We start from the raw sequence: 15,593 nt of genomic DNA, 5'->3' as shown, positions 1-15,593 counted from the left end.
ATACCTGATGTGAACCGGTGGCTCGTCTAAGTTAAGAAAGCCTCGTTGACCTGACCGCCCTTCCGCTTAAAGAAAGCTTGGCTTATGGTGAGTGAAGTGAAGCAGAAGCCTTAGCTGCCTTATACACAGTGAAATCCGTTCACTTTTGTGCGTAAAGCTACGCCAGCAGGTCTTTTCTGACTCTCTTCCGGGTCTTTTTTAGAGTAGTCCCCCATGCCACTGCCGCAACACCAGCAAAGGATGAAAAGTATTGTCCGGGTCGTATAGCTTTATCCCACACTCGCGCCCCTTTATCCTACATCCACGCCGCTCAAGCCTGAAAGGCAGCCCAAGGATTTTGCTTTCAGGCAGAGAACGGATTCTAAGCGAGCAGGTAAGCAATCTTCGCGAATAGACTGCAGCGGAGTCGGGTTGGAAACAGGACGTTTCCAACCGGCTATGAGGCAGGAGCCGATTTAGCCACGAAACCCGGGTGAGGGTTTCGCCCAAGCCGCCACGCCACAGAGATTACTTAGCGGCGCAGGTGCACCCGACGTAGCGGAGGTCTTGAGCGATTAGATTGCTCCGCGCAGCTTATGGAGTGAACGCCGAAAGCAAAATCCTAGAGAATTGACTTTCAGAGGTTTTACCGATCTGTCATCTACGGTTTTTCCCACCGCACTCTTAACCCTGACTATTTAGAATGCCCCGGCCTTTCGCCCGACTGAGGAGGCTGACCCATCATACCTCCCGGGTTGCCCCCTCTGCCCCCTCCCATGCCGCCGCCATTGGAAGTAGCAATTGAGGACAGAGTAACCGTTTCAGTAACGGTGCCGGCAGTCAAAGTATAGGTGCCACCCTGGACGAGGTCTGGCGAACTGAGTTGAACCGTATTAAACTCCTTATCCGCCGTCCATTTTAAGATGACTTTTCCATTGGCGTCGGTCAACGTGACCTCACTTCCTGCCGCCACAGATGTTGATAGAACATGGAGCAGGGAATATTGGCTGGAGTCCTCAGCAAAGCCTTGGGCCATACCGCTGCTCCCTGTAGCCATCAGCACTCCACCGGTAATCGTGGCTGTTCCGTCATAATCCAGGGCACCGTTACCATTATCAACAGGGCCGCTTACAGTAATCGTTCCCCCTTCGACGAACAGATTTCCGTTGGAATCCAGTCCGTCCCCGGCTGCATTGACCTTAATCTCACCGCCGCTAATCCGCAGATATTGGTCTGTATTTGCTTTAGTGAAGTTATTCTGCCCAGGTCGGCCAAAGGCAGAGCCGTCATTGCCCCCGGCTACGTTCAGTCCGTCATCAAGGGCAGTGACTTCGATGATACCGCCCGTGATCGTTATGGTATTTCCTTCAATACCCTCATAGCTTTTTTCCACTAAGAGGATTCCCCCGGTGATCTTCAAATCACCGTCAGCGTGAAGTCCATCATCTCCGGAGCTAATGGCATAAGTGCCCCCGGTAATGACCAGAGTTCCATTGCTGTGAAGGGCGTCGTCAGAAGAATCGATATTAAAGCTTCCTTCATTGAGAATGAGCTCACTACCAGCCTTAAACCCTTTGGCACTGGGAGTCGCATCTTCTTCAACTGCAGCTGTTGCTTCAGGTACAGCTCCATTGATGCTCTCCGGATTTCCTTGAGGTCTGCCCCACATCCCCCAGCCGTTCCGCTCATTGCCCTTGGCATCCGTGCTGGCGTTTTCACTGCCTCCACCGGTGACAACTTTAAAGGTACCCCCATCCGTTTGGAGGAGGGTTTCGGCTTGGAAGGCATCTCCTTGGGTTTCGATGGCAAAGGTACCGCCCGCGATATAGACAAACCCCCTGGTTCCATCCTCCGCGTTATCCGACTGAACGGCATCCCCTTGAGTATTTAAGACAAAGATTCCATCTTTGATTTTTACACAATCCTTACCGTGCAGCCCTTGACCCTGAGCGGTCACGGAGACTTTTCCGCCGGTAATGACCAGATCTTCCTTGGATACAATCCCATGTTTATAATTTCCGACGACATTTAGTAAGCCGCTACCATTAATGGTGAGATCGGCCTTACTGTAAATCACCCCATCCACATTGGCTTCATCTATTTGGACATACTTCGTTCCATCGGTCAGAGTATTTCTGCTATCTGCTGCGAGGGTTATGAAAACTTTATCTACTTCTTTAATATACAAAGCCGCATGATCCTCATTATGGATACTCACCCCATTCAGGACAAGCTGAACCTTGTCTGTATCCGGTGCATCAACGATGACTTGTCCATCGTTTAAAGCTCCGGACAAAATATACGTCCCTTCTTGTGAAACGGTTACCCTATCTTCCTCGGCCTTGGCACCTGAACCCGATACTTCAATGCCGCCATCGTTTAAAGTAATTTTGGTAGCTGTGGTTTCATCAAAGCCTATGTCCAAATCACGGGCTGAAAAACCAAGATCAAATTCAGCTGATGAAGCTGCCGGAGAGGAGATTGCCGCAGAGGTTTCACCCGCTTCCCGTTCACTTCCGGCCCTTCCGCAGCCTGTGACCAACAAGGTCAGGGCCAAGGAAAAAGAAACCAATTGGTATCTCTTGGACCATGTTCTCTTCATTAAAGTTCCTCCTTACGCACACTGACCCTGCCGCAGAGAATCTCTAAATTACCGTTGCGACAGCGAAGTTCATTAATAAGCTCTCGTTCATTTTTGCATCTTTTAATACTATTCGGTAATCTAATTTAAAGAGGCTCCCCATGTTGGTGGTTTTAACCCGGACTAAATCCCACTTGCTCAGATACCGGCCAAAGAGATCATCAAAAACTCCACTGTAATCCAGCCCCTCGGGAATTGTAATTCTCAGGGTTTTCTCGGCATTTTTCTGCTCCCCAAACCCAACCCAATCCAGCAGAAGGTTGGTCAAGCCAAGGATCAATGTGAAAATAACTGCAATCCCTAAGAAACCCATACCAGTGGCTAAGCCTATAGCCATAGCCAGAAAAATACTGCTGATTTCCTTTGCGGAACCAGGAATGGAACGGAAACGCACCAAGCTGAATGCACCCATAACGGCAAGACCGGCACCTAAGTTTCGGTTGACCAGCATGATAACAAGCTGAACAATTGCCGGTAATGAGGCTAAAGTAGCCACGAAGCTTTTACTATAGGAGTAGGAGTTACGAAACGCATAGAAAAAAGCAATAACAATTCCCAGCAATATGGAAATACCTGTACAAAGGAGAAAAGATTGCATAGAAAAGGCAGCTCCAGTAGTGTCTGTATTCAATATACTTTGAAAAATAGTGTTAGGCAATGGCTTTTCCTCCTTTATTCAATGTTTGACGTGCTAACAAGCTCATATAAGCCTTGCCGTATTTGGAAAAGGAGCTCGGGTAGATTTCCAGTTCGTCTAAAGTATGAGAAAGCCATAACGGCATCGCTCCGGCAATCTTTATCTCCATAAGGTGCTCTCCCGGAGCCAATAACAAATTTCCCCAAGGAGCTATGCTTAAATCAAGGTCTTATATTGCTGATAATGCTTTGCTTGAATTTATCCTCTTTCAGCTTTCCCTCCAGTTTTTTCATCAGATGGCTATAGTGTTCTTCATTCAACCTATATTTCTTTTCGTAGTGCTTGAAAACAGATTGGTATTTGCTCAATTGTTTGCCCTCCAGATTTCTTTTTCATCCTGTTTGTATTAAATACCCCTTTACATTGCTTTTAGATAAGATTTACAATGACTTAACAATCACCATGGTTAGAGTTTACATGCTGAACCTTAAATTCACTTTAAAAGAAAAAACCACGAGTCTGTCATCATAACAAACTCGTGGTTCTTAGTATCAATTTGTTTTAATAATCTTCCCTGACTCCAAACTCGGCATTTTCCACCCATTCTTCAGCGTGGCTAAGTAAAGAGATCAATCGATCCAGGACGGCATAGTGATCTTCTTCCTGGAGAATCAGGTATTCGAACAAGGCCTTTGTCTCCTCATCCGCTGCTTCAGAGGCGCATTTTTGATAGAGATGGATGCTTTCTCTTTCATTTTCCATGGCAGCCCGATAAACATCGATCTGACTGGGAATCTCTTTAATCTCGTTTTTAATCCTGTCTTTATTGCTGAAGACATGTTTGGCCGTGGCCAAGGTCTCGTTAGGTTCCAGTGAATAGTCCAATTTATTGGCTTTCTTCTCTAAGATTTGAGCATGCATTTTTTCATCATCTGCCAGCATTAAGAAAATTGATTTCAAGCTGTTTCCTTGATTAATTTCTGCTTGCTCCCGGTAATAGCGTTCCCCTTCCAGCTCCATTTTGATGGCGAATTCCAAAGCATTCATGACTATCCCTCCATTTTTATTGAGTTATCTATTCTTGCCCACCCAAATTGCATAGGACTCCATGAATTTTTGTAAAAATCCGCGGGTCCGGTCACTGGTAAGATTGCCGCTTTCATCAAAAGCAGTTGCAATATTGCCCAGGTAAGCTTCAGGAGCCTGCATAGTGGGCACATTTAAGCAGGACAGGATTTGCCGAAGGTGATGGTTCGCACCAAAGCCACCGATTGAACCCGGTGAGGCAGTCAGGACCGCTCCGGGTTTGCCTCCCCACACGCTCTTACTGGGCGGCCTGGATCCCACATCGAGAGCATTCTTAAGGACCGCAGGCACTGACCTGTTGTATTCGGGGCTCACAAAAATAAAGGCATCATAGCTTCTCATCTTTTCCCGGAAGACAGTCCAGGCTTCCGGAAGGTTGTCCGGCTCATCAAGATCCTGGTTGTAAAGAACCAGTTCTCCAATCTCCACTTCTTCCAGGTCGAAGGACTCAGGGGCTACTTCCTTAAGAGCCTTACTCAGCTTGCGGCAAAAGGAATCTTTGCGTAAACTTCCCACGAGGACTCCAATCTTTATTCGACTCATAAGTCATCACCTCAATCTTAAATTCTGTTTTTCATGCAAAAACGCTTATTTTTGGTTAATTATAACACATTATTCAATCTTTAGCTTTCCTAGCTTAAATATATTTACTCTCAAAGCAAAGCTGTTTAGACCAAGAGCAGTTCATCTAAATCAATAACCTCTATCTTCCTATGGGCCTTCTGTCTAATATATCCCGCGTCTTCAAATTCCGTTAATTTCCTACTGATTGTTTCCGGCGTTGTCCCTAGGAAGGAAGCCAGATCCCTTTTACTCATCGGAAGTACAAACTCCATCGACGCTTCTTCTTTATCGATACACTCAGCCAGGAAAAGAGCAAGCCGGGTTTCCACCTTCTCCGTTGAGACTCTTGTGGTTTGTTTCTCCGATTTTTCCAGCCTGCTCGAGAATTCCGTTAAGATTTTCAAAGAAATTGAGGGGTATTTCAAAAGGAACTTCTGTAAATCCGTGCGCGTTATCTGACAAACCTCCGTGTTTTCCACTGCTTCGGCATAGGACTCATGAACAGACTCACTGAACAAAGCATGTTCACCTGTGAAATCCCCTGGGCTCAAAAAACGCACCAACTGTTCCTTGCCAGATTCTGATAAACGATAAACTCTGATTTTCCCACTTCTGACAATATAGAGTGAATCGGATTGATCCCCGGCCCGATAAATGACCTCGCCCTTTTTGTAGGAATCTGATTGAACAGCTTCCGTGATTTCAGCCATTTGCTCAGCTTCGAGATGATTAAATATCGGTACCAATGAGACACATGATGTGTGTCCCTCACATTCACACCCGTGATTATGCCCATGACCGCACTCATGTTTGCTCATTTCAACTTTCCTCTCCTAGCATTATACCAATTCGCTTTCCTTCGTTATCTCATTTCGATTTCGACACTTTCGCTTCTATGATTGAAGCGCATCAGTCTCATGGCATTAAGGATCACGATTAAAATACTGGCTTCATGGATAAACATCCCCGATGCCAAATGAACATAGTCCGACAATACCCCAGCTAAGAGAATAAAGACAATGGCCACTGCAAAGAATGTGTTTTGCTTCATATTACGCACCGTCGCCTTGGCAAGTGCGTAGGCATGAGAGAACTGCATGAGCTTATCCGCCATCAGGACCACATCCGCTGTTTCCATGGATACATCGGTACCGCCTTCACCCATGGCTAAGCCTATATCGGCTGTCGCAATAGCCGGTGCATCATTAATTCCATCCCCTGCCATCGCCACGACATGTCCAGCCGCTTTCAACTTCTTAACAAATTCCACTTTGTTTTCCGGTAGTAGTTCTGCCTGAAATTCATCCAGCCCGAGTTCATCGGCAACTAACTCAGCGGTATGCTTATTGTCCCCGGTCAGCATCACCATTTTCTTGATACCATGCTTTCTCAGTTCCGCTAAAGCTTGATGGGCATCTTCACGGATCTGGTCGGCTATGGAGAAGATACCGGCAACCTGGCCATCTACCGCCGCGAATATTGCCGTGTTTCCTGCTTTTTCACGTTGAAGGGCATAAGCTGAAGCCTCATCACTAACCTGGATATTTCCCGCATCCATTAGCTTCCGATTACCAATCGCCAGCTCGTAACCGTCAACTTGTGCTCGAATGCCATTGCCTTTAATTACTTCACCGTTAAGCACTTCTCCTTCAAGGCTCAAATTCCTCTTATTCGCTTCTTTGACAATCGTTTGTCCTAGATGGTGCTCAGAAATAGTTTCTGCCTTCGCCACCAATCTGAGCAATTCTTTGGCTTCCAGATTAGAGAAGTTTTTCATATCTGTTACTGCCGGTTTTCCTTTCGTTAGGGTACCCGTTTTGTCAAAGACAATTGTATCAACCTTAGATAAGCGATCCATAACCTCTCCGCCTTTGACAAGGACACCGTTTCTAGCACCATTGCCAATTCCGGCAACAGTGGACACAGGTGCCCCGATGACCAAAGCACCAGGGCAAGCGACAACTAAGAAGGTAATTGCTAAATGGAGGTTACGGGTAAGCGCATAAACGATGATCGATAAGATGACTATAGCCGGTGTATAGTAGTTTGAAAACTTATCCAAGAACTTTTGGGTTTTTGATTTTGATTCTTGTGCTTCTTCCACAAGCTCGATTATTTTTGCAAAAGTAGTATCATCCCCAACTTTTTCAGCAATAATTTCTATATAGCCATTATCGACAATAGTACCACTATAAACCTTATCATCTATCTCTTTCGAGGCCGGCACAGATTCACCTGTAATAGCCGCTTCATTCAAGGTCGCTTTACCGGACACGATACTGCCATCAACAGGAACCTTGCCTCCAGAGCGGATAATAACCCGATCACCTTTGACGACTTCCTCCACAGGTATCGTCAAATTTCTCCCTTCACGAATGACATTTGCCTCCTGTGGCGCCATATCCACAAGTGCTTTTAAAGAAGAACGGGTTTTTTCCAGAGTACGTGCTTCCAAGTAGGCACCAAATAAAAACAAGAACGTAACAACTGAAGACTCGGTGTACTCATGAATATAAAGGGCACCCATGACGGCGATCGTCACCAAGAGTTCAATACTAAAGGCCTTCATGCGCAGCGCTTGGAAAGCCTTGAGGGCGATAGGAATAATGGCGATGAGGGTCGCCGTGATCAAAGCCAAATCCTTATAGCTTTCATATCCTGCTAATGAAAGCAGGAAACCAAGCACGATAAGGATACCGGAAATTGCTGTCATCTGGTTTTTATGCTTATTAATATGCTTCATCATTTTCATACCCCCTTTTGAGCTTTTTAAGCTCCACGGCGTGACCCCAGCTGCCGATCAGACCCTCTAAATGTGCCGCATTTGTCTTTGCCTCATCGAATTCTGTGCGGATCCTGCCAAGTCTCGGAAAGACCTTCACTATTATGACACCATCCTGTTCCATTAGCTTTTCATGGATTTGCTTGCCACAGCCGGGACAGCTCAGTGGTGTTATCTGAAATAGAACTTTGCTCATGTCTGTTCCTCCTTAAGAATTCTTTCTGATGAACCTAATCATAGTGCAAATCCGATCTATTCGCCTTGATTAAAATCAAGATTAGACTAAAAAAGACCCGTTAAGTGAGTCAGCGCGACTGCCTGTCGCACGCAGAAGAAGCGAGGCCCTGCCTCGCTTCTTTTTGTTATTTAGATCTGGAATTGAAATCCCACCCCAGCCTGCTGGATCAAGGCCATCGCAAAATAAATTATTTAAGAGACTTTCGAAGTTAATACTGTATAACCTAAGTTTTCAATCGTTAGCTTTAGTTTCTCGGCATTCGTTTGGGTATCATCGAATTCCGTTTTTACCTTGCTGGAGCTGAATAATACTTTTACCGAATCAACCCCTTTGGCCTTGGTCAGTGTGGATTCAATTTTCTTGACACAGGTCGGACAAGTTAAGGGCTCTAATTGAAATTCTGCTTTTGCCATAGTAGCATCACTCCTTCAGATTTAGTAACGCTTGAATAAAACGCTGTTTTCCTTGGCGATATGCAGGAAAATATCATCAACCAGCTCATGGAGTTTCTGATAAACTGCTTTCACTGTAGGACAGGCGTACTCCGGTGGTGTGAAATCGTTGGTTTCCTTGATTAAACGTTTAATAATCTTACCGGCACCATCGTGCTCACCTTCTAATTCGTCGATCAGTGCCCTTATGGCCGCACGATCTTCAGGTATCTTATTTTCTTTAAGCATCGCGGGGAAAAGTTCCTTCTCCTCTTTTGCGAAATGCTCCTCTAACTCCATCTTTAATTCGCTGAAGCTGCGGTGCACATTCAGCATCAAGTCCTTGCCATGCTCATAATGGACGAGCAAAATCAAATTAACTTGCTTATCCAGCTCCTTCCATAAAGCACGCTCGGTTAGATGATGTGTATCAAGGATGAGGTCAATGAGCTCTTCGTCAGAAAGCTCAGTTACCGGTAGTTCCTTGTCTGGTTTTGCTAAATAATTATTGTACGCGTTCTGTACTTCTGCGATGAAATCGATCGACAGACCTGCTTCTTTGATAGCTGATTCGAGGGAGCGATCCCCTTGACAACAGTAGTCAATATGCAGATCATTCAAGCGTGAAGTAATGGCAGGAAAAAAAGTTACAAGTTCGCCAAGCTCTGTTTGACCGTTGATTGTGATTGTTTGTTTCATAAGAAATATCCCCCTTCGTATCCGTTGTTCTTCTTTTAATGCTTTTATTCTAAATCATAACGAAGAAAGGAACCTTGATTAATATCAATTCCGGCTGAAAAAAGAGCAAATAAAATGATAACATCGTGCTTTTTATTATTGAAAAAACAGCATCGCTTTGAGTGATGCTGTTTTTTCTCAATTCTTTCAAGCTGGTCAGCGCAATACAATCTTCAATACTTCCGCTTTGAATTGCTCTGTGGAGATCAGCCGATTAGGACTGCTCATCATCATTTCCATCATCTGATATTCTTTGTTCCCTAACCGTAGGGAACCCTTCTCACTGGATAGTTCATAGTTTGTCCGATTCAACTGCAAATTGCCTACGGTCAGGAGATTGGGGGCAAATTCCGTCTTGCGCCGGGTGATGGCACGAATTCGTGCCAATAATTCCCCCATGGCAAAAGGCTTCGTGAGGTAATCATCTGCCCCATGATCCAAACCTTCGATCCGGTCCTCGATTTCCCCTTTTGCCGTAAGCATTAAGATCGGGGTAGAAATCCCCTTTTCCCGAAGCTTGGTGAGAACCTCAAGCCCATTTGGCATCATGATATCCATGAGGATTCCATCATAGTTTCCGGCCAAAGCCCAATCCAGAGCATCAGCCCCATTATATACCGCATCCACAGAATAATTGTTGTGCTTGAGAATCATGGTTAAAGCATTGGCGAGTTCCAGTTCATCCTCGGCTAATAATAATCGCATCATACCCCTCCCTTTTTCCATGGGATAGACCAGGGCCTTATTTCCAATTATTCTATCCTGTCTAGCTTAAATATACTTTAAAACGTGACTAGCCAAGGAAGCCCAGATGCTCTAAAAGGATCTTAACCCCCATCAAAATCAGAATCACCCCACCGGCCAACTCAGCCCTGGACTTATAGCACTCTCCAAAAACATTACCGATCTTAACCCCCAAGAAGGAAAAAACGAAGGTAGTTACACCAATCATGGATACGGCGGGTAGGATGTCCACATGCAAAAAGGCGAAGGTAACCCCAATAGCCAAGGCATCAATGCTTGTGGCTAAGGACAGAGTGACCATCTCTTTAAGATTAAACCGGTCTTCGATGATTTCACAGGGACCTCTGGACTCCTTAATCATATTCAAACCGATCAGAGAAAGGAGGATAAAAGCAATCCAATGGTCGATTGCCGTAATATAGGACTCGAACCGCGTTCCCAACACAAAGCCTATGAGAGGCATTAAAGCCTGAAATCCTCCGAAAAAAGCTCCCGTAATTAATGCTGTCTTATAGCTCATCCGCCGCATGGACAAACCTTTGCTGATAGCCACAGCAAAAGCGTCCATGGAAAGCCCTATGGCAATGATTAATAACGCCAGATTTCCCATGATCATACTCCTTGCTTTAACTTAATTTTATGGTTCCCCGGATGCCATGAATTTTACTTAATAAATCCATCGGAATCAAAATAAGACCCACGGGTAGCTTTAAGAACTACTCATGAGTCTTGTTTTTTAAGACAAGCCAGACCGAGTGGTCATTATGTTGACTTGCCACATAGCCACGGCTATGCTAACTACTCCCCCATGGAAACGCCATATTGTCAATATTATACCATCTTCCATTAATATTCAACCTGTTTCCCCCCACTGCTCCATAATATTCCCTTTTAAGTCAAAGTGACATCAGCCAAATAATACCCTATAATTATAATGATATTAAAATGTCATTAGAGGAGATTCTCATGCGGTATGGCAGACCCCCGGGGCGAAGCGCTCACTCCCCGCTGACTGAAGAAGAAAAACTCAATAGGCCTAAACTGACTAAAGCTTTTCTCAAACGAATTTTGAGCTATCTTCTGCCTTACTGGCCAAGGCTTGCCTTAGTGTTCTTCGCTATCATTACCTCATCCCTCCTTGGACTCCTTCCTCCTTTATTATCCGGACGTATTATTGACGAGGGGTTGATCGGTAAAGATTTTTCCCTCTTGGCCCAGTTGATCCTCCTTTCTTTTACCGTCTTGATCATCTCTAACTTAATTAATGTCCTCGAAAACTACCTGACTACCTGGGTCGCTCAACATATTATCTACGATATGAAAAATCAGATGTATAGCCATTTGCAGCAGATGTCCCACCGTTTCTTCACAAATAATAATCAAGGAGATATCATTACCCGTATGACCACGGATATCAATGGTGTTCAAAGCGTCATTGTGGGTACCTTGACCAGAATTGTCAGCAATACCATTATCCTCGTTACAACCCTGGCCGCCCTCTTCCAAAAGAATTGGGTCCTGGCTTTGATCAGTATTATCATCGTCCCTTTGTTCATCCTCCCCACCAATCAAGTGGGAAATCGCCGCTGGTCCCTCACCATGGCCAAGCAGGAGCAAACGGATGCCTCCAACCAATTGTTTAATGAAACCTTAAGTGTCAGTGGTCAACTCTTGGTTAAATTATTTACCCGTGAGGATAAGGAGTACACAAAATTTGAGAAAATCAATCGGGAGATCACCCGTTTAAGCATCCGGGAAATTCTCGTGGGCAGATGGTTCCGGGTCATTTTTGATACCTTCACCAATATGGGACCCATGATCATCTACTTAGCCGGTGGCTTCCTCATTATCAAAATGGGCTCAGACCTGACTGTAGGGGATATTACCGTTGTCGTAGCACTGCTGGGACGTCTGTATCTTCCTGTGAATGTCCTTCTAACCATTCAGGTGGATATCATCCGTTCCCTGGCCCTCTTCTCCAGAATCTTTGAGTATTTTGACATCCCCGTTGAAATTAAAAACTCCCCCCAGGTTATCGTCCCCAAGGAGTGTGCAGGAAAAATCATCTTTGACCATGTTTCTTTTCAGTATGAGGGAAAGCCCATCCTGAAGGATATCAATATAACCATAGAAAAAGGAAAGTCCGTGGCTATTGTGGGGCCCTCGGGAACAGGAAAATCCACCTTGGTCAACCTCATCCCTCGCTTATATGATGTGACCGAAGGTAAAGTTCTCCTGGATGGGCAGGATGTTCGGAACCTTGACCTGAACTTTCTGCGCCAGAACATTGGCATGGTTTCCCAGGACACCTATCTCTTCAACGGAACCATTCGTGAGAACCTCCACTATGCCAATGAGCAGGCCGAAGAAGCGGACTTGATCAGAGTCTGTCAGGAAGCCAATATCTATGATTTTATCCGCACTCTTCCTGAGGGCTTTGACACTTTAGTAGGCAACCGGGGATTGAAATTATCCGGCGGGGAGAAACAACGCCTCTCCATCGCCAGGGTTCTTTTGAAGAATCCCAAAGTCCTGATTATGGATGAAGCCACCTCTTCCCTGGATTCTATCAGCGAGTCCCTCATTCAGGAAGCCATTGAACCTATTATCAGAGGCAGAACCAGTGTTATTATCGCACACCGGCTTTCCACTATTATGGCCGTGGATGAAATCATCGTCTTACAGGATGGAGAAATCGTCCAAAGGGGGACCCATTGGGATCTGGTCGAGGAGGAGGGACTCTATAAACTCCTCTATGAGACCCAGTTTAAGATTATCCTGGAGGATCTGGAGCAACGCTAAAAAAATACCCTCAAGCTTTTGAAGTCTTGAGGGTATTGTCTTATCACATATTAAACTTGGGGAGTTAACGTCCGTTTTAAGAACTCCCGGGTCCGCTCTTGCTTCGGATTATTAAAAATCTCCTCCGGCGGCCCTTCTTCAGCGATAACCCCTTTATCCATAAAGACGACTCGATCGGAAACCTCTTTGGCAAAGCCCATTTCATGGGTAACCACCAACATGGTCAACCCCGATTCGGCCAATTCCTTCATAACTTTCAGAACTTCCCCTACCATCTCCGGATCCAAGGCGGAGGTGGGCTCGTCGAACAGCATCACATCCGGCTCCATGGAAAGAGCACGGGCAATGGCTACCCGCTGTTTTTGTCCTCCGGACAATTGCTTGGGTTTGGCATTAATGTATTGCTCCATTCCCACAACGTTCAGGTATTTCATGGCTACTTCCTCGGCCTCGGCCTTGGAACGCTTCAATAATTTGATCTGCCCTACCAGGCAATTGTTCAGGACATTATGGTTATTAAACAGGTTGAACTGCTGAAAGACCATCCCCAGTTTTTGGCGGTATTGATAGACATCGTGCTGATCATCCAGAATGTTTTCGCCTTTATAGATGATTTGGCCGCCGCTGGGTTTTTCTAAAAGGTTAATACAGCGCAGAAGCGTGGACTTCCCTGAGCCGGAGGAACCGATGATACAGACCACTTCTCCCTTGCGCACCGAAAAATCGATATCCTTCAAGACTTCATTGGCGCCGAAGGATTTGCTTAAATGGTGAACTTCAATGATTTTTTCCAAGGTTTTTCCTCCTTCCTCAATCAGGTCTTGGTTCTGCGCAGCATACTCTCAGCCGTTTGAACCTGCATTTGATTCATAGTATAGCTTTCCGGTCCGTCCATTCTTCTCTCGATATAACGAAGAATACGGGTGATCGTAAAGGTCATAATGAAATAGATGATACAGGCCACAGCGAAAGATTCAAAGTAGCGGAAGTTGTTCCCGGCAATGGACTTGGTTTGGAAATACAATTCCGTCACGGAGATCACATTGAGAACGGAAGTATCCTTAATATTGATTACAAATTCATTCCCCGTAGCCGGAAGAATATTACGGATAACCTGAGGCAAAACCACATTGGTCATGGTCTGGATATGATTCATACCGATAGCATGTGCCGCTTCAAATTGTCCTTTATCAATGGATATAATTCCCCCGCGAACGATCTCCGACATATAGGCTCCGGTATTAATAGACACAATAAAGACAGCCGCAAAGATGCGGTTCATATGGATATCAAAGGCTAACGCCGATCCGTAATAAATGACCATAGCCTGAACGATCATAGGGGTTCCCCGGAAGAACTCAATATAGCTTGCCAAAAGAGCATTGACCACTTTCAGAAAGATGCGTTTCATCCCCCGTTCCGGCATGGGGACGGTGCGTATAACACCGATAATAAGTCCGATGAGGGAGCCGATGATAGTACCAATGATAGAGATTAATAGGGTGAACCCCGCTCCACGCAGGAACATGGGCCAGTTTTCGGATACAATGCGTATGAACCAATCTAAGCTCATCATTCTCCTCCTTATAAATATATCAATAACCTTATAAGTAACAGGGCATTCGCAGAAAACATCACAAAACCGACTGCATTAAATGTAGCCGGTTTTATGAAACATTATTCGCAGCGGAATAAAAATGTCCTTTAAAGTGCCTTAGTTAGCTGCAGGTTGATTCTGAATTGCCTTATCCATGATTTGAAGGCGCTCTTGTTCAGAAATTCCTTTTAGGATCTCATTGATTTTGGCTGTAAGTTCGCTGCCCTTTTTCACTCCTACAGCAATGGCTGTATCTTCAGGGGATGTTTGGAATCCATCGGTGAATTCAACCATTTTGAAATCACTGTTGGCCGCTTGGGCACTGACCCCTTCCGGACGCTCGGAAACATAGCCGTCAATCATGCCTGATTGTATAGCTACCCGCATAGCCGGGAAGTTATCCATAGCGGTTTGTTTGGCAACCCCTTCGATCTGCTCAATGACATCATAGTGGAAGGTGTTTAACTGAGCCGTAATTTTAGCCCCATTAAAATCTTTCAGAGAGGTAGCGTTTTCATACTTGCTGCCGTTCTTTACCACCATAACCAGATCGGACTGGTAATAAATATCGGAGAAATCAATAGTTTCTTTCCGTTTTTCAGTCGGGGACATCCCGGCGATAATCGCATCGATTTTCCTGGAAGTTAAAGCAGGAACCAGACCATCCCATTCGGTTTTAACAATGACCAGTTCTTTTCCTAAACCTTCAGCAATCTTTTTGGCGATTTCCACATCGTAACCACCGGCATATTCAGCGCCGCCCTCAATTTTGACTCCGCCGTTGGCAGCATCCATCTGAGTCCAGTTAAAGGGGGCATAACCTGCCTCCAAGCCGACTTTGAATGTATTGCCTTCATTTCCCGCGGCCGGTGTTTGGGCATTTCCCTGACTACCTGAACTGCAGCCCGTGACCAACAGCATGGCCGCAAGTACCCCTGCCATGACTAATGATAATTTTCTCTTCATTGCTGAACCCTCTCCTTCTTCTCATTACCTGATTTTCATAAAATATTAAATAGTGTGAAAAATAAATGAGACCTGAGTTGGTACTCAGGTCGCAAAAGTCCTATTGCCCTTAAACCCCTCTTTTCCCCCGCCGAGATAGCACAACTCAATAAACCGGGACGTCTATTGAGACAGTTCTGCAGTTGTTCACTGCAGACCCAGCCCATAATACTGAGCGTATTAAAAGCTTCGGCGATATTTCCTTCTCCTTGTTCTCCTCGCTGCTCGTGCTCCAAAAAGGACTGTTAAATATCGCAACCTCTACCCCACCTGAAAAGTGAGGTTCACTATGAATTTATCTTCAGTCTACAATAACATAAGACAGCTTGTCAACCCGAACCGGTTTTGT

Annotated in this window: 15 protein-coding genes, 2 pseudogenes and 1 riboswitch; of the genes and pseudogenes, 1 reads left to right on the top strand and 16 read right to left on the bottom strand. The window is 45.3% G+C overall.

The window, feature by feature from the left end; all coding sequences use genetic code 11:
• Positions 1-673 precede the first annotated feature (673 nt).
• The 13 genes and pseudogenes from DESDE_RS08985 to DESDE_RS08935 form a co-directional block, all read right to left on the bottom strand.
• Entirely contained in the window at positions 674-2,581 is a 1,908-nt protein-coding gene (locus tag DESDE_RS08985; RefSeq protein WP_014793723.1) for a carbohydrate-binding domain-containing protein, read from the bottom strand.
• Positions 2,581-3,278 (bottom strand): annotated as a pseudogene (locus DESDE_RS08980) (DUF4956 domain-containing protein). The gene DESDE_RS08985 and the pseudogene DESDE_RS08980 overlap by 1 nt, the downstream one beginning before the upstream one ends.
• Positions 3,271-3,426, bottom strand: a complete 156-nt coding sequence (locus tag DESDE_RS22520; RefSeq protein WP_019850264.1) for a hypothetical protein — start codon at positions 3,424-3,426, stop codon at positions 3,271-3,273. The pseudogene DESDE_RS08980 and the gene DESDE_RS22520 overlap by 8 nt, the downstream one beginning before the upstream one ends.
• Before the next feature lie 52 nt (positions 3,427-3,478).
• The gene (locus DESDE_RS22515; protein ID WP_019850263.1) at positions 3,479-3,625 is read right to left on the bottom strand and encodes a hypothetical protein; all 147 of its coding nucleotides are present in this window, start codon (positions 3,623-3,625) and stop codon (positions 3,479-3,481) included.
• A gap of 193 nt (positions 3,626-3,818) precedes the next feature.
• Positions 3,819-4,304 carry a ferritin-like domain-containing protein gene (locus tag DESDE_RS08975; RefSeq protein ID WP_014793721.1) on the bottom strand — a complete coding sequence of 162 codons (486 nt, stop codon included), beginning with the start codon at positions 4,302-4,304 and terminating at the stop codon, positions 3,819-3,821.
• Positions 4,305-4,328: 24 nt separating this feature from the next.
• On the bottom strand, positions 4,329-4,886 hold the full coding sequence (locus tag DESDE_RS08970; RefSeq protein WP_014793720.1) for an NADPH-dependent FMN reductase: 558 nt from the start codon (positions 4,884-4,886) through the stop codon (positions 4,329-4,331).
• A gap of 125 nt (positions 4,887-5,011) precedes the next feature.
• Positions 5,012-5,725, bottom strand: a complete 714-nt coding sequence (locus tag DESDE_RS08965) for a Crp/Fnr family transcriptional regulator (protein WP_014793719.1) — start codon at positions 5,723-5,725, stop codon at positions 5,012-5,014.
• A 44-nt stretch (positions 5,726-5,769) separates the two neighbouring features.
• Positions 5,770-7,653, bottom strand: coding sequence for a heavy metal translocating P-type ATPase (locus DESDE_RS08960; protein WP_014793718.1), 1,884 nt, complete (start codon positions 7,651-7,653; stop codon positions 5,770-5,772).
• Positions 7,637-7,885 (bottom strand): heavy-metal-associated domain-containing protein, encoded by a 249-nt coding sequence (locus DESDE_RS08955; RefSeq protein WP_014793717.1) that lies wholly within the window; start codon positions 7,883-7,885, stop codon positions 7,637-7,639. The genes DESDE_RS08960 and DESDE_RS08955 overlap by 17 nt, the downstream gene beginning before the upstream one ends.
• 233 nt (positions 7,886-8,118) lie before the next feature.
• Positions 8,119-8,340: a heavy-metal-associated domain-containing protein gene (locus tag DESDE_RS08950; RefSeq protein WP_014793716.1), complete on the bottom strand. Its 222-nt coding sequence runs from the start codon at positions 8,338-8,340 to the stop codon at positions 8,119-8,121.
• Positions 8,341-8,361: 21 nt separating this feature from the next.
• Positions 8,362-9,057, bottom strand: a complete 696-nt coding sequence (locus DESDE_RS08945; RefSeq protein ID WP_014793715.1) for a DUF542 domain-containing protein — start codon at positions 9,055-9,057, stop codon at positions 8,362-8,364.
• A 216-nt stretch (positions 9,058-9,273) separates the two neighbouring features.
• Positions 9,274-9,801: pseudogene (locus DESDE_RS08940) on the bottom strand (response regulator transcription factor); the annotation flags it as partial.
• Between the two features lie 88 nt (positions 9,802-9,889).
• A complete protein-coding gene (locus tag DESDE_RS08935) occupies positions 9,890-10,456 on the bottom strand; it encodes a manganese efflux pump MntP (RefSeq protein ID WP_172637603.1) in 567 nt (188 codons plus the stop codon).
• 350 nt (positions 10,457-10,806) lie between these two features.
• Between DESDE_RS08935 and DESDE_RS08930 the strand changes: the two genes are divergently transcribed.
• On the top strand, positions 10,807-12,642 hold the full coding sequence (locus DESDE_RS08930) for an ABC transporter ATP-binding protein (RefSeq protein ID WP_014793712.1): 1,836 nt from the start codon (positions 10,807-10,809) through the stop codon (positions 12,640-12,642).
• 50 nt (positions 12,643-12,692) lie between these two features.
• On the opposite strand, the gene DESDE_RS08925 is transcribed toward DESDE_RS08930, so the two are convergent.
• The 3 genes from DESDE_RS08925 to DESDE_RS08915 all read right to left on the bottom strand — a co-directional run bounded on the left by DESDE_RS08925 (position 12,693) and on the right by DESDE_RS08915 (position 15,205).
• Complete coding sequence (locus DESDE_RS08925) at positions 12,693-13,436, bottom strand: amino acid ABC transporter ATP-binding protein (RefSeq protein ID WP_014793711.1); 744 nt, start codon at positions 13,434-13,436, stop codon at positions 12,693-12,695.
• A gap of 20 nt (positions 13,437-13,456) precedes the next feature.
• Positions 13,457-14,218, bottom strand: coding sequence for an amino acid ABC transporter permease (locus DESDE_RS08920; protein WP_345787841.1), 762 nt, complete (start codon positions 14,216-14,218; stop codon positions 13,457-13,459).
• A 138-nt stretch (positions 14,219-14,356) separates the two neighbouring features.
• Positions 14,357-15,205, bottom strand: a complete 849-nt coding sequence (locus DESDE_RS08915; RefSeq protein WP_014793709.1) for a transporter substrate-binding domain-containing protein — start codon at positions 15,203-15,205, stop codon at positions 14,357-14,359.
• A gap of 128 nt (positions 15,206-15,333) precedes the next feature.
• Positions 15,334-15,516, bottom strand: a riboswitch (Lysine riboswitch).
• Between the last annotated feature and the right edge of the window lie 77 nt (positions 15,517-15,593).

This window comes from Desulfitobacterium dehalogenans ATCC 51507, from assembly GCF_000243155.2.
In the GTDB taxonomy this organism is placed as follows: domain Bacteria; phylum Bacillota; class Desulfitobacteriia; order Desulfitobacteriales; family Desulfitobacteriaceae; genus Desulfitobacterium; species Desulfitobacterium dehalogenans.
The sequence above is the reverse complement of the archived record's forward strand: the minus strand, read 5'-3'. Positions and strand labels throughout refer to the sequence as shown.

What these genes read in the sequence shown, in the direction of transcription:
- DESDE_RS08985 (WP_014793723.1), bottom strand. Translation starts at nt 2,581, where the DNA reads ATGAAGAGAACATGGTCCAAGAGATACCAATTGGTTTCTTTTTCCTTG.
- DESDE_RS22520 (WP_019850264.1), bottom strand. Translation starts at nt 3,426, where the DNA reads ATGGAGATAAAGATTGCCGGAGCGATGCCGTTATGGCTTTCTCATACT.
- DESDE_RS08975 (WP_014793721.1), bottom strand. Translation starts at nt 4,304, where the DNA reads ATGAATGCTTTGGAATTCGCCATCAAAATGGAGCTGGAAGGGGAACGC.
- DESDE_RS08970 (WP_014793720.1), bottom strand. Translation starts at nt 4,886, where the DNA reads ATGAGTCGAATAAAGATTGGAGTCCTCGTGGGAAGTTTACGCAAAGAT.
- DESDE_RS08965 (WP_014793719.1), bottom strand. Translation starts at nt 5,725, where the DNA reads ATGAGCAAACATGAGTGCGGTCATGGGCATAATCACGGGTGTGAATGT.
- DESDE_RS08960 (WP_014793718.1), bottom strand. Translation starts at nt 7,653, where the DNA reads ATGATGAAGCATATTAATAAGCATAAAAACCAGATGACAGCAATTTCC.
- DESDE_RS08955 (WP_014793717.1), bottom strand. Translation starts at nt 7,885, where the DNA reads ATGAGCAAAGTTCTATTTCAGATAACACCACTGAGCTGTCCCGGCTGT.
- DESDE_RS08950 (WP_014793716.1), bottom strand. Translation starts at nt 8,340, where the DNA reads ATGGCAAAAGCAGAATTTCAATTAGAGCCCTTAACTTGTCCGACCTGT.
- DESDE_RS08945 (WP_014793715.1), bottom strand. Translation starts at nt 9,057, where the DNA reads ATGAAACAAACAATCACAATCAACGGTCAAACAGAGCTTGGCGAACTT.
- DESDE_RS08935 (WP_172637603.1), bottom strand. Translation starts at nt 10,456, where the DNA reads ATGATCATGGGAAATCTGGCGTTATTAATCATTGCCATAGGGCTTTCC.
- DESDE_RS08930 (WP_014793712.1), top strand. Translation starts at nt 10,807, where the DNA reads ATGCGGTATGGCAGACCCCCGGGGCGAAGCGCTCACTCCCCGCTGACT.
- DESDE_RS08920 (WP_345787841.1), bottom strand. Translation starts at nt 14,218, where the DNA reads ATGATGAGCTTAGATTGGTTCATACGCATTGTATCCGAAAACTGGCCC.
- DESDE_RS08915 (WP_014793709.1), bottom strand. Translation starts at nt 15,205, where the DNA reads ATGAAGAGAAAATTATCATTAGTCATGGCAGGGGTACTTGCGGCCATG.